The organism is Geminicoccus flavidas, assembly GCF_009806515.1.
GTDB lineage: Bacteria > Pseudomonadota > Alphaproteobacteria > Geminicoccales > Geminicoccaceae > Geminicoccus > Geminicoccus flavidus.
On record NZ_WUJP01001006.1, the window covers coordinates 1 to 12,974 of the forward strand.

The following is a 12,974-nucleotide window of genomic DNA, read 5'->3' on the forward strand; positions in this document are numbered from 1 at the left end:
AGCACGCTCCGCAAGATCGTGCTGAGCGAGACGGCAGCGTTGCTGCGCCTGCCGACGATCGTGCACCTGCACGACTACGACTACCGGGCGGACTTCGGCAGGCGCGGCATGGTCGGGCGGCGCTTCGTGCGCCGGCTGTTCCAGCGGGCCGAACGGGTCGTCGTGCTGGGGCACCGCGACGAGGCCATCGCCACCAAGCTCCTGGGCGTCGAGCCAACGAGGCTGGTGCGCCTGCCCAATGCCGTCCCGGATCCCGGCTCGCCGCCATTGCGACAAGAGCGGGAACGGCCCGCGCGCCTGGTCTTCCTGGGCAATCTCGACGACCGCAAGGGCGTGCCCGAACTGCTTCAGGCGCTGGCATCCCCGGCCTTGCGCATCCTGCCCTGGACGATCGACTTTGCCGGTGGCGGCGAAACCGCCCGGTTCGCTGCGCAGGCACACGACCTGGGCATCAGCGCCCGAACCAGCTTCCACGGCTGGCTGGATGCGGCCGCGGTCCAGGCGCTGTGCCGGGACGCTGACATCTTCGTGCTGCCTTCCCATGCCGAGGGCCAGGCCATGGCGCTGCTGGAGGCGATGGCCCACGGACTCGCCATCGTCACCACCCCGGTCGGAGCCCATCTGGAGGCGGTCACGCACGATCAGGAGGCGCTGCTGGTGGCACCTGGCGAGGTGGCCGGCCTGACGGATGTGCTCGTCACCCTGGTCACCGGACCGGAGTTGCGCGCCCGGCTGGGCAGTTCTGCCCGCCAGCGTTACCTTGAAGCCTTCGCCATCGCCCCCTATGCGGAGAAGCTGGCCGCCCTCTATGAAGCGGCGCTGCGCGACAGCGAGCGGGTCAGCCCCCGGCAGGCACCGGTGATCTCCGAGCTCAAGGGGTGACCAGTGCGGTAGAGCCCGCCGAGCCAGCCCAGGAAGGCGGCGCCGCACGCGATGATCGTCCGGCCGATATCGAGATCGAAGCCGCTCGGTGAGGTCAGCACGATGGCGGCCGGCGCGGCTGCCGCTGCGGCCGTGACCGCCATGCTGGCACGCGACGCCAGCAGCATGTCCCGCCAGTCCAGGCCGATGACCCGCGCGATGAAGCGGAAGGCCACCGCCATCTGCAGCGGTGCGGTGACGAGCATGCTGGCCGCTAGCGCGTGCGGGCCGGCATAGGCGGCAGCGGCGACGATTAGGGCTGATGGCGGCAGGCTGATCAGGCTCGCAAGCAGCGCATCCCTGACCCGGCCGACCGCGACCAGCAGCGGATAGGTCATGAAGGCGGGCGCCAGCATCATGGTGGCGATCGCCATGATTCGCACGAGCGGCACCGCGTCCAGCCATTGTGGGCCCAGAAGGATCCGCACCACCGGTGCCGCGAGCAGGGCCATGACGGCCAGGGCCGGCCACTGCACGGCCGACATCTGCTCGTGGCCGCGCAGATAGGCGCCCTTCAGATCGCTCCCGTCGCGGACCTGGGCGGCCATGGCCGGAAGCACCACCGGGCTCAGCGCGCTGACGAGCATCCGGTCCGGGAGCTGACTGAGTGTGGCAGCGCGCGTGAACATGCCGGCCGCACCGAACCCCCACCACCGCCCCAGCAGGAGCCTGGGCAGGAGGTCGGCCCCCATGTTGACCAGGGTCAGCACGCTGGCCGTCATGCCGAAGGAACCGACCTCCCGCCAGTAGTGCAGGGATGGCCGGAAGAACTCGGGCCTCGGCCGGCAGCAGAAGGCGAACGCAGTCGTCACCGTGCCGGACAGCACGGCTCCCCAGACATAGCTGGCCGCGCCGAACCCGGCGATCGCCAGCAGGATGGCTAGACCCGCACTGGCCAGCGCGGCCAAGACATTGATCCAGGCGAGGGTGCGGAACTCCATGGCCCGGCGCATCAGGCCGATCAGCGGCGTGCCGAACGGAACGAGCAGGAAGCCGAGCGTGCCGATCCGCAGGATCGTCGCCAGCTCCGGCGCGTCATAGGCCTGGCCGATCCAGGGAGCCGCCGCGAACAGGCCAAGGCCCATCACGAGTGACATCAGCATGGTGACGGTGAAGGCCGTGCGCACCGTCGGCAGGTCGAGCGTCTTCGTCTGCACGATATAGGCGCCGACACCGAAGTCGCGAAACGCCTCGATCAGCAGGATCAGCCCGTAGCCGATCATGAACAGCCCCGTCTCGGCGGGCGTGAGCAGCCGGGCCATGATCGCAGTCGTGCCGATCGTGATGGCCTGGATCAAGTATTTCTCCATGAAGGAGAAGGCCAGCGAATGGCGGATGCTGCCCGGCAGCGGTCCGGCCTGCGGTGGAACCGGCACAGCCGCCGGGTGCCGCGCGGAATGGGATGAATTATCCATGCTCGGGATGCACGCGCGACGCAGGCAGGGGAGCGGCGTGGCGCTGGGCCGCCCGCCGGTAGACCGCCAGCGTGCGTAGGGCGACCGAACCGGCCGACAGCTCGCCAGCGGCGGCCGCGGCGGCGGCTTCGGCATGGTGCCGCATCGCCAGGGGATCGCGCAGGAGCCCGACCATGGCTCGCGCAAGTGCCGCGGCATCTGCCGGCACGACCGGGCCCATCCCGGTCCGGCCTGCCAGGGTCCCGATCTCGCCCACGTCGGTGGCGACCACCGGCAGGCCGAAGGCTGCCGCCTGCGCCAGCACGCCGCTCTGCGACGCCTCCAGATAGGGCAGCACCAGGAGGTCCGCATCACAGAACAGCTGCGCCGTCTCCCGGTCCGGCACGTAGCGGTCGCGCAGCTCGAACCAGGGCCGGCAGGCCAGGGCCGGCCGCAGCCGCGCGAGATCCGGCCCGGTGCCTGCGACCACGAAGCGGGCGTCCGGGACCTGCCGGACGACCTGGTCCGAGGCCTCGATCAGCAATCCCAGGCCCTTGTAGGCCATGATCCGCCCGAAGAAGAGGATGCAGGGGCCGGTGCCTGGCGTCTTTACTAGCCCGGCCCCATCAGCAATGCGGCGGTGACGGTCCAGCACCGGATGCGCCACCACATGGACCTGGTCTGGGTGTCCGATGCCGGAATCCAGCAGGGCCCGGCGCAACCCCTGCCCATGGACGATCAGGCCGTCCGCGGCTTGGCGCAGCAGCCGGATGGTCGCTGCCGGCACCTTCTGAGACTGCACGTCCCCCGGATGGCAGGTGACGTCGTGTACGGTGACAACCTTGGTCCGGCGGCGCAAAAACGGCAGGCCTAGCGCCAGCCAGAAGACGCTGTCGCCCAGGAAGTGGATGACGTCGGGATCCACCCTCCGGACGAGGCGCAGGAGCCGGCCGAGCAGCAGCAGGTTGCGCGGGTCGCGATGGCGCGGCCACGGCATCGGGTGGACTGCGACCGTGCCCAGGAGGTCATGGCCGAACCGCTCCACCATTGGCACCGGCGCCGCGAGCGTCAAGTCGGCGACACTGGACAGGGCTCGTACCATCGCGATCGCGTATTCGTCGGGCCCGGTTGGCAGGCACAGCACCCGCGGACGTCGCTGGACGCTCATGGCAGGCCTCCTGGCCGGAGAGCCGGCTCCCGGCTCAGGCTTGATGCGGTCGGCAGGAAGATGGCGAAGCCGGCTAGGATCCAGGTGAGGTCGGAATGCGCGAGCAGGTCCGACTCGCTGAAGTTCCGGAACAGATAGAGGCACAGATAGAGGAAGGCGAACCGGCTCCGCAGGTCGTGGGGGTCGCGGATGAAGCCGCGCACCGCCCGTGCCAGCGCCCCCAGCAGGACGCCGAGCGCCAGGACGAGGCCGACCAGCCCCAGCCCCAGCAGCACCTCGCGGTAGCCATTGTGCGAATTGGGAGCACCCCAGCCGATCCGGGCGCTGATCTGCTCGGCGACGCTCGCCACCTCGAAGAAGGCGCCATAGCCGTAGCCCGTGATCGGCCGCTGCGCGATGAACCCGTCGACGAAGTCCCAGAGCTCGGTCCGGCCGGTCAGCGTCACGTCGCGTCCGAGTGCCAGGATGATTCGATTGCGCGCCAGGAACAGCGGCAGGAGGATCGAGACGCAGCCGATCAGCAGGAACAGCATGCCGCCCGCCGCCATGCGCCGTGGCCAGGCCGCGATCACCAGCGGCAGGTGCAGGCCGGCCAGGACCAGCAGCAGCATCACGGTGGTCGCCGAGCCGACCGGGACGGCCAGCGCCACGATGGCTGCATAGCCGAGCAGCAGGGTCGGCCGGGGCATGAGCTGCGTGTGCCAAGCGACTGCGATGAGAAGGGCCGCCACCAGCAGGCCCAACCCCATACCGTTCTTGTGGGTGAAGACGCCGCGGAACTCGCCGCTGTCCGGCATGAAGGCGAGGTCGGGCAGGCAGAGGCCGAACAGCAGGCTCAGCCCCAGAATGGCCAGCGCAACCGAGGCGAGCGTCCTGGTGAGGACGGCGGGGCTGAAGGTCACTGCCGCCCAGGCGACGATCACGGTGTTGGCGGAGAACGAGGCGGCCCGGCGCAGCGTCACGCCCGGCTCGACCGACCAGATGGCGGACAGCCAGATCCAGAGGCCCAGCAGGATCAGGCAGGGATGGCGGCAGAGCAGTCCGGTGATGGCGCGCCAGCGCAGCGCCAGCAAGATCGGCGCCGCGATCAGGCTCGGCAGGAGCAAGAGCCGCAGCGTCTGGCTGGCCGCGGCGCTCAGGGTGGGCTCGCGACCGAGCATCCAGAGCGGGAACACGGCGCTTGAGCAGATGAACAGCCAGCCGGCCAGCCAGATCAGGCACAGGAGCTGGCCGAGCGTTTTGGGCGCGGCCAGCGGCCAGCGCGTGGTCTCCTGAAAATAGGATGTGTGCATGGACTACCCTGGCCGTCTGCCTTTGCCGGATCATGGCAGATCGGTCATGCCGGCCGGATTCAGCTGAAGGGCGTAGTCGCCCCCGTCGGGCGGAGCAGCCAATAGTCGAGCGGGTATCCCTGCCACCATTCGTTGCCCGGAGGCCCCTGCCGATGAAGCTGCCAGTTCTGGCCCTGGCCCTGGCCCTGGCCGTGGAACTGATGACCCTGCCCGCCAGGGGAGCGTGCGATGACGCGATCGACCGGCGCCCCCGCCTGCAAGCGCCTGCGGTGCCGGGACCATGGACCATCGGCTTTCTGCGCCAGCTCCATGTCAGCGGCTCCGGCTCGGACACGGCCGCCGGAACGCCGGACTCGCCGCTGCGCACGATCGGCGCGGCCCTGGCCAGGGCACGCTCCTACGGAAGTGGTACGGAGATCCTGGTGCGCGACGGGATCTATGAGGAAGGCGAGCTCCTGGTCGACTTCGACGGCGCCCCTGGCCGGTGGAACGCGCTCCGGGGCTTTCCGGGCGAGCGTCCGACCATCGCCGGGGTGGCGAGCTGGCAGCTCGTGCACCTGCGCGGCGCCTATTTCCTCCTGGAGGGCTTCGAGATCAGCGGCAGCAAGGTCGGCACTGCCACTAGCGACGGCACCCCGATCCGCTCACGGGCAGATCTGGTGGCCTGGGGCCGGCGTCAGGGCGGCTGCTTCGCGACCGGAGAGAACTGCGGCAGCGGCGTCTATGTTGAAGGCTACGAGTCCCGGGCGGTCCACCATGTCGTCGTGCGCGACAACGTCGTCCATGACTTCCCCGGTGCCGGAATCGCCGCCAACGCCGCGGACTATCTCCTGATCGACAGCAACGTCGCCCACCACAACGCCTTCACCTCGTTCTACGGCCATAGCGGCATCTCGGTCTGGCACAGCCGCAGCATGGGCTCAGGGCCCACGGACGAGGTCCGAATCCTCGTGCGCAACAACATCTCGTTCGCCAACCACCAGCATGTCGCCTCGATCGCGATCGGCAGCGACCGGCCAACCGACGGCAACGGTATCATCTTCGACCAGAACACGGCCTTCGACTATCCCTTCCGGATGCGCGCCGAGAACAACATCGTGTTCGACAATGGCGGGTCCGGGCTTCACGTCTATGACAGCGCCAACATCGATCTGTTCAACAACACGTCCTGCCGCAACGCCACGGGCGAGAGCCAGAACGATGGCGAGATCTTCGCGAACACCAGCAAGGGCGTACGCATCTTCAACAACATTCTCCTGGCCCGCCCGGGCAAGCGGATCAACTCCAACTGGTCGAACACGGACCTGGCAACCGGCCGCAACATCCTGTTCGGCACGGTGGCGCCTGAGCTGATCGGGCCAGGCGACCAGATCGCGGATCCGCAACTGGCTGGCGCATGCACCGAGCCGGTGGTTGAGCGCTTCATGCCGAAAGCCGAATCGCCCGCCATTGACGGTGCAGCGGAAGCTCACGCGAACGCCACCGACCAGTTCGGCCGGGCGTCTGTCCGGCGCCGCGACATCGGTGCCGTGGAACGACCCTGAGGCAGGGCGGCCGCCTTGCCCTACCAGCGGACCCGCCGGCCCGCGGCCCTGGCCAGGCGGTCCATGAGGGTGATCCCGAGCTGCGGGTCGGCGCGCAGCGCCCGCAGCGCACTACTGACCTCGCGCCGGCCGAGATCGCGCAGCAGCCGGCGATAGCCCAGGGAGCTGCGGATCAGGTTCGCGCGTCGCGCCAGCGCTGCCTGCAGCCGCACCGAGCCCAGCTCGCATGCGGCATGCTCGGCGACCGCGTTCTGCTCGAGCATGCGGGTGAGCGTGGTAAGCGGATCGACCGTCGTCAGCGAACCGGACCGCCGCCGATAGTAGTAGAGGGGCTGGTTCAGCAGGCCCATGCGTGCACCGTGCAGGCCGCAATCGACGTGGAACAGGAAATCCTCGTAGCGCTCCTGGCCCAGGCGGAACTCCAGCTGGTGACGGCAGAGAAAGCTGCGCCGGACCAGGGGCTTGAGCGTGCCGTAGCCCACGGTCTCGGGCGGGTCGCGGACCACCAGGTGGGCTACGTCCATCCGCGACAGCCCGGCAGGCTCGTTGCGGAGCACCCGGCCGCTGGGCCGCGCGTTCGGCCGGCTCACCATGAACTGGTCGTCGGCCAGCCAGTCCAGCTCCATGCGTTCGGCGGCCTCGATCATCCGGGCCAAGCGCCCGGGCTCCAGCCAATCGTCGCTGTCGACGAAGGCGATCCACCGGCCGTGCGCGGCGGCGAGCCCCTCGTTGCGCGCCCGGCAGACTCCGCGATTTTCGGTCATGCGTATCAGGCGCACGCGCGGGTCCTGGCTCGCGTGCGCGGCCGCCATCCTGGCCGTCGCATCGCAGGACGCGTCATCGACGACCAGGATCTCGAGCGAGCGCACGGTCTGGGTGCGGATCGAGGTCAAGGTATGGTCGATATACAGTTCGACATTATGGGCCGGCACGATCACGGAGACGATGACCGGCATGGAGCAGTCAACGGCCGCGGTGGTCTGGATCATGATCACAGCTTGTTTGGGGAGTCTGCAACGCTCCGTGGCAGCTCGTGATGCCGCCGTCCATCCACCTACTTCGGACTATACCCAAAGGCAGGAGATGTTTCTTCATTTGGCATAACTGCGTGATCGGCCGGTCCATGCCATAGCTTGGGCTGATCAAGTCAGGTGCGGCAGGCGAAGTGACCGGAAATCGAGCAATGACATGGGCAGCCATGACCCGGATCGATACTGGGGGAACCGATGGCGCCGAGCGCGCACCAGGCATGCTGCCACACGATCCCGCCGGGCGGGACGATGAACTGGCCAGGCTCGCCCGCACGCTGCTGACCCGCTGGAAGCTGATCGGCACGGTCGTGGTGCTGGTCACCGGCCTGGCGGTGCTGGGGCTGCGCCAGCTGCCGCCGACCTACATCGCCACGGCGGAGATCCTGATCGATCCGAGCCAGGCGCAGTATGCCGACCTGGCGGATGCGGGGGCGCCCCGCCAGACCACGGTCTGGCCGACCGAGCTCGAGACCTACATGAAGGTGCTCTGGTCGGACGAGCTGGCGGCGGATGTCGTCAACACCGTGGGCTTGGCCGCCTTCACCAAGGAGGACCCGCCCTGGGCACCGCTCAAGGCATGGGTCCTGGAACTGGCCCGCCCGCTCCTGCCCCATCTCCAGGATCTGGCCGTGTCGCTGGGCCTGCCGGCGCAGCCGCCACTCCTGGCGCTCGACGCCGATCCGGACGCGAGCGCCGCCCGGCCGGGCGAGACGGCTCTGGACAAGGCGGTGACGGTGTTCCGCGAGCAGCTCGTGGTCGGCCGCGAATCGTTGGCCGCAGTTATCGAAATCGGCTATCGGGCCGCCGATCCCGAGCTTGCCGCAAAGGTGGCCAACGCTACGGCCGAGGCCTTCCCCCGCGAGCTGATCCGGGCCGAGAAGGCCGCGCTTAGCGCATCGGCCAACTATCTGGGCGAACGCGTCACGGCCCTGGCGCAGGAGCTTCAGGCAGCCGATGCCGAGGCCCAGGCGCTGCGCCGCAGGCTGTCGGACTTCGGCAGCGGCTCGCTCAACGAGCGGCGCTACGCCGAACTCCTGAAGACCCTATCCGAGGCCCAGGCCCAGCTGGTCAACGCGCGCAACGACGCCAGTCTGGCAGCGGACCGCTCGCACGGCCTGAACGAGCGGTTCACGACTCCGCAGATGAAGGAGCTGCGACTGCAGGAGACGGATCTGGCCCGGCGCCTGGCCGAACTCGGCAGCGATCTCCAGGCCAAGCATCCCGCGGTCGCGACGGTCAGGGCCGAGCAAGCCGAGATCCGCGCCCGGATCCGGGCCGAGGAGGAGGGGATCCGCCAGCAGATCGCGAGCGAGGAGCAGCTGCGCCTGGCCAAGGTCGCCTGGATCGAGGGGGAGCTGCAGGCGATCGAGAAGGAGCTGGCGCTCAGCGCCACCGACCAGCTGCAGCTCAAGCAGCTGACGACCCGCACCGACAGCACGAGGCTGCTCTATCAGGACATCCTGACCCGCTACCAGCGTGCGCGGGAGCAGCAGCTGATGGTGCGGGCACCGGCCCGGATGATCAACGCCGCCCGGGTGCCCGCCCAGCCGGAGGGCAAGAAGCGGCTCATCCTGCTGGGCGGCGCGCTGCTGGGCTCGCTCGCAGCCGCCGCGGGCCTCGTGCTTCTGCTCGAGCTGCGCCGCCGAGGCTACAGCTCGGCTGAGGAGCTGCAGCGCACGACCAGGCTGCCGGTGATCGGCTGCCTGCCGGCCGTCGACCGGCGGGTCTGGGGCGGCCGGATCGAGGGCGGCCGCGGCTTTGCCCAGAAGGTGTATGGCGAAGCGGTGCGCCGCGCGGCCCTGCGCCTGATGGCCGGCCGCCGCTCGCCCCAGGGGACGGCTGAGCTGATCCTGGTCACGTCGGCGAAGTCCGCCGAGGGCAAGACGCTCGTGTCGCTGAGCCTGGGCCGGCAGCTCGCCGGCAACGGGCTGAAGGTGCTCGTCATCGACACCGATCTGCGCCGGCAGTCGCTGACGGGCCATCTGCAGCACCTGGTCCTGCCGAAGGCCGACCTCGTGGCACTCCTGACGGAGCCGGTGGCGAAGCCGGAGGAAGCGCTCGTCCGCGACGAGCGGTTCGGGATCGACTTCCTGCTGGCACAGGAGACCAGCAGCGACCCGGCCCGCCTGTTCGGCTCGCCGGCCATGGCCGGTCTCCTGGCGGAGCTTCGCACCCGCTACGACGTCATTCTCTGCGACTCGCCGCCGATCCTAGCAGTTACCGACACGGTGCCGCTGGTCCCGCTGGCCGACCGGGTGCTGTTCGTCACCCGCTGGCAGGACACCGCGCGGAACCTGGTCGAGGTCGCGCTGGACGAGATCCGCCTCCATGGCGGCCGGTCCTGCGAACTCATCCTCAATGCGGTCAACCTGCGCAAGTACGCGCGCCACGCTAGTTCCGACCAGCTCGCTCATTTTCGGCTGAGCGCCAGCTACCTGCGCTAGCGCGGGCGAGCGGCTCATCATTTTAGGTGAACCAGGATGAAGGCATTAGTCAGGGACACCGCGTTCCCCGACCGGGACGTGCCGTTGCTCGGCACCTTCCGGCGGGCCAGCCGGAGCCTCCGCCGGATCGCCTTGCTGGGTGATCTCGCCGAATGTCAGCGGATCATCGCCGCCAGCTTCGCTTCCTCCCCGTCCTGCCAGCTGGTCGGTGTGTTCGCGCCGACCGAGGAGCTGGTCGAGACCCTCGCCCAACAGGCGCATGAGCGGGCGCTCGAGGAGGTGCTCATCGTACCACGTGGGCTGGCCGACCAGCCGCTCGCCATGGCTCTGGAGCGGCTGGCTGCCTGCCCGGTCGACATCAGCGTGGACCTGGGCGTGCTGCGGGATACGGTCTCCGACCTGATCACCCCGCAGCTCAGCCGTGACCCGCCCGGCCGGGTCATGCTTATCCGCCAACCCATGCGCGGCCCCGCCGCCTGGCTGAAGCGGCTCATGGACGTACTGGTGAGTGCAGTGCTGCTGGTCCTGCTGGCCCCGCTCTTCTGCCTGATCGCATTGCTGATCCGGCTGGAATCGCGCGGGCCGGTGATCTTCCGCCAGACCAGGACCGGGCTGGACCGCCACGAGTTCCAGGTCTGGAAGTTTAGGTCCATGCATGCCGATCCCGGCCGGGAACGGCATGGCGCCTGCCAGGCGACGCGGAACGACCCGCGGGTGACCCGGGTCGGGCGCTTCCTGCGCCGCACCAGCCTCGACGAGCTGCCGCAGCTGGTGAACGTGCTGCGCGGTGAGATGAGCCTGGTGGGACCGCGGCCCCATCCCGTGCCGCTGGACCGCCGCTTCACCCCGCAGCTCCGGCTCTACGCGGCACGCCACCGGGTCCTGCCCGGCATCACCGGTCTGGCGCAGATCAATGGCTGCCGGGGCGAGACGAACTCGCCTGACAAGATGGCGGCCAGGCTCCGCTACGACCTGGAGTACATCCGGGCATGGTCGCTCTGGCTCGACCTGAAGATCATCCTGGCGACCCTGTGCGGCCGATTCCTCCATGCCAATGCCTACTGATCGCCGGGCGCTCGCGCCGCAAGTGCCGCGCTACGAGCTGCTGGGAGTCCGGATCAGCGCGCTCGACCTCCCGCAGGCCGTAGCGCACGTCCGGCTCCTCGCGACCACGCCTGGCCGGCCCGGCTATGTGTGCGTGCGCGACGTCAACGGCATCATGGCCTGCCAGCGCGACCCGGAGCTGCGCCGGATCCATGACGAGGCGGCCCTGGTCACGCCCGACGGGATGCCGGTGGTCTGGTGGGGGCGCCTGCGCGGCTACCGCGAGGTCGGTCGGGTCTATGGACCGGAGCTGATGACCCTGCTGTGCGGCCAGCCGCCCGGCGCCGGGCTGCGCCACTTCCTGTGCGGCGGGGAGCCGGGCGTGGCTGAGCTGCTGCGACGGAAGCTGCAGCAGCGGTTCCCGGACCTCCGGGTCGCCGGGACCTGGACCCCGCCATTCCGCACCCTGTCGCCCGAGGAATACGACGCGCTGGCGCAGCAGATCGCCCGATCCGGCGCCAACCTGGTGTGGATCGGGCTGAGTTCGCCCAAGCAGGAGCGGTTCATGGCCGAGCTGGCTCCCCGGCTGCCGGGCGGGCTGCTGATCGGCGTGGGCGCCGCGTTCGACTTCCTGTCCGGGCGCAAGCGCCAAGCACCGCGCTGGATCCAGCGCAGCGGGTTCGAATGGTTGTTCCGCCTGCTGACCGAGCCGCGCCGGCTGTGGCGGCGCTACCTGATCGGCAACAGCCGGTTCGTCTGGCTGGTGCTCTGCGCCCTGTGCCGAGGCAAGGTCCGCAGCTAACGAATAAGTATTAGATCGTTCCGGTTAATGTTATCCAAACGACCGATTTGTTCATCCAAGAATATCATCCAACAATGTTCCTGGTGGTCTGGATCGGCCATCCATCACCAGGCGGAGAGCGCTAGTGAACATCGATACGACCGATCGGATCGCAGAGCTCGCAGTGGGCAGTGTTGCACCGGATGACCTGCCGGATGACATGCAGGCCGGTCATGACGCCACGCACAGCGGCAAGCAGCGACGGTCCGGTGGGCGCAAGCGCTATCTGGTGACCGGCGGCGGCGGGTTCGTCGGCAGCTTCCTGTGCGAGCGGCTCCTGAACGCCGGGCACCAGGTGCTGTGCGTCGACAACTTCCTGACCGGCCGGATCGACAACCTGACGCCGATCCTCGACCGCCCGGGCTTCAAGCTGCTGCACCACGACGTCACGCAGCCGCTCCATGTCGAGGTCGACGGCATCTTCAACCTGGCCTGCCCGGCCTCGCCCCCGCACTACCAGAGCGACCCCATCCGGACGACCAAGATCAGCGTCCTGGGTGCCATCAACATGCTGGGCCTTGCCCGGCGGCTGGGCGTGCCAGTGCTCCAGGCCTCGACCAGCGAAATCTATGGCGATCCGGCGGTCCATCCGCAGGCGGAAGCCTACTGGGGCAACGTCAACCCGACTGGTCCGCGCGCCTGCTACGACGAGGGCAAGCGCTGCGCCGAGACGCTGTTCTTCGACTATCACCGCCAGCACGGCGTCGCGATCAAGGTCGCGCGGATCTTCAACACCTATGGCCCGCGCATGAGCATGCATGACGGCCGGGTGGTCTCCAACATGATCGTCCAGGCCCTGACCGGCCAGGACCTCACCGTCTATGGCGACGGCAGCCAGACCCGCTCGTTCTGCTATGTCGACGACCTGGTGCGCGGCCTGATCCAGCTGATGGCGGCCCCTGCCGAAGTGACCGGCCCGGTCAACCTCGGCAATCCGGCCGAGTTCACCGTCCTGGAGCTGGCGCGCAAGGTGATCGAGAAGACCGGATCCAGTTCCAAGATCCGCCTCATGCCTTTGCCGCAGGACGACCCGACCAGGCGCCGGCCTGACATCGCCAAGGCCAGGGAGCTCCTGGGCTGGCAGCCGACGGTCGGGCTCGACGCCGGCCTGGAGCGGACCATCCGGCATTTCCGGGAGGTGCTGCAGCGCGGCCTGCCGCAGCACGTCGAGGTGCCCGCAGCGCTGGCCCGCCAGGCAGCGCCCCTGCTGCAGACCGCCTGAGCCACCCCGACCGCCCATCAAGAGAACATGCCATGGCGATCGCCGCCACCGCCCGGCTCGGCCGGGACGTCCG

General features: G+C 69.1%; 10 protein-coding genes. 6 read left to right on the plus strand and 4 right to left on the minus strand.

The genetic code is table 11. The annotated features are described in order from the left end of the window. Positions 1-882, plus strand: an 882-nt coding sequence (locus tag EQG76_RS28515) for a glycosyltransferase family 4 protein (RefSeq protein WP_159718529.1), incomplete at its 5' end; no start/stop codon positions are given. On the opposite strand, the gene EQG76_RS28520 is transcribed toward EQG76_RS28515, so the two are convergent. The 3 genes from EQG76_RS28520 to EQG76_RS28530 are packed head-to-tail and all read right to left on the minus strand — an operon-like array spanning position 807 to position 4,775. Beyond that, positions 807-2,336 (minus strand): lipopolysaccharide biosynthesis protein, encoded by a 1,530-nt coding sequence (locus tag EQG76_RS28520; protein ID WP_321573531.1) that lies wholly within the window; start codon positions 2,334-2,336, stop codon positions 807-809. The two genes, EQG76_RS28515 and EQG76_RS28520, sit on opposite strands and share 76 nt — an antisense overlap. Beyond that, positions 2,329-3,483 carry a glycosyltransferase family 4 protein gene (locus EQG76_RS28525; RefSeq protein WP_159718533.1) on the minus strand — a complete coding sequence of 385 codons (1,155 nt, stop codon included), beginning with the start codon at positions 3,481-3,483 and terminating at the stop codon, positions 2,329-2,331. The genes EQG76_RS28520 and EQG76_RS28525 overlap by 8 nt, the downstream gene beginning before the upstream one ends. Beyond that, a complete protein-coding gene (locus EQG76_RS28530; protein ID WP_159718535.1) occupies positions 3,480-4,775 on the minus strand; it encodes an O-antigen ligase family protein in 1,296 nt (431 codons plus the stop codon). Before EQG76_RS28530 ends, EQG76_RS28525 begins: the two co-directional genes overlap by 4 nt. A 152-nt stretch (positions 4,776-4,927) precedes the next feature. Between EQG76_RS28530 and EQG76_RS28535 the strand changes: the two genes are divergently transcribed. Next, entirely contained in the window at positions 4,928-6,319 is a 1,392-nt protein-coding gene (locus EQG76_RS28535; RefSeq protein WP_159718537.1) for a NosD domain-containing protein, read from the plus strand. Positions 6,320-6,339: 20 nt separating this feature from the next. Here the strand turns inward: EQG76_RS28535 and EQG76_RS28540 are convergent, their stop codons facing one another. Beyond that, positions 6,340-7,308, minus strand: a complete 969-nt coding sequence (locus tag EQG76_RS28540) for a glycosyltransferase family 2 protein (protein ID WP_159718539.1) — start codon at positions 7,306-7,308, stop codon at positions 6,340-6,342. A 194-nt stretch (positions 7,309-7,502) separates the two neighbouring features. On the opposite strand from EQG76_RS28540, the gene EQG76_RS28545 reads away from it, so the two are divergent. The 4 genes from EQG76_RS28545 (at position 7,503) to EQG76_RS28560 (ending at position 12,901) form a co-directional block, all read left to right on the plus strand. Next, on the plus strand, positions 7,503-9,794 hold the full coding sequence (locus tag EQG76_RS28545) for an AAA family ATPase (protein ID WP_159718541.1): 2,292 nt from the start codon (positions 7,503-7,505) through the stop codon (positions 9,792-9,794). Between the two features lie 36 nt (positions 9,795-9,830). Beyond that, a complete protein-coding gene (locus EQG76_RS28550) occupies positions 9,831-10,859 on the plus strand; it encodes an exopolysaccharide biosynthesis polyprenyl glycosylphosphotransferase (RefSeq protein ID WP_159718543.1) in 1,029 nt (342 codons plus the stop codon). After that, complete coding sequence (locus tag EQG76_RS28555; RefSeq protein ID WP_159718545.1) at positions 10,843-11,640, plus strand: WecB/TagA/CpsF family glycosyltransferase; 798 nt, start codon at positions 10,843-10,845, stop codon at positions 11,638-11,640. The genes EQG76_RS28550 and EQG76_RS28555 overlap by 17 nt, the downstream gene beginning before the upstream one ends. A 199-nt stretch (positions 11,641-11,839) precedes the next feature. Beyond that, the gene (locus EQG76_RS28560; protein ID WP_159718547.1) at positions 11,840-12,901 is read left to right on the plus strand and encodes a UDP-glucuronic acid decarboxylase family protein; all 1,062 of its coding nucleotides are present in this window, start codon (positions 11,840-11,842) and stop codon (positions 12,899-12,901) included. Positions 12,902-12,974: the final 73 nt, after the last annotated feature.

Bases quoted from the DNA above. Each gene is read 5' to 3' on its own strand.
- EQG76_RS28545 (WP_159718541.1), top strand. From the start codon at position 7,503: ATGACATGGGCAGCCATGACCCGGATCGATACTGGGGGAACCGATGGC.
- EQG76_RS28525 (WP_159718533.1), bottom strand. From the start codon at position 3,483: ATGAGCGTCCAGCGACGTCCGCGGGTGCTGTGCCTGCCAACCGGGCCC.
- EQG76_RS28520 (WP_321573531.1), bottom strand. From the start codon at position 2,336: ATGGATAATTCATCCCATTCCGCGCGGCACCCGGCGGCTGTGCCGGTT.
- EQG76_RS28555 (WP_159718545.1), top strand. From the start codon at position 10,843: ATGCCAATGCCTACTGATCGCCGGGCGCTCGCGCCGCAAGTGCCGCGC.
- EQG76_RS28560 (WP_159718547.1), top strand. From the start codon at position 11,840: ATGCAGGCCGGTCATGACGCCACGCACAGCGGCAAGCAGCGACGGTCC.
- EQG76_RS28540 (WP_159718539.1), bottom strand. From the start codon at position 7,308: ATGATCCAGACCACCGCGGCCGTTGACTGCTCCATGCCGGTCATCGTC.
- EQG76_RS28550 (WP_159718543.1), top strand. From the start codon at position 9,831: ATGAAGGCATTAGTCAGGGACACCGCGTTCCCCGACCGGGACGTGCCG.
- EQG76_RS28535 (WP_159718537.1), top strand. From the start codon at position 4,928: ATGAAGCTGCCAGTTCTGGCCCTGGCCCTGGCCCTGGCCGTGGAACTG.
- EQG76_RS28530 (WP_159718535.1), bottom strand. From the start codon at position 4,775: ATGCACACATCCTATTTTCAGGAGACCACGCGCTGGCCGCTGGCCGCG.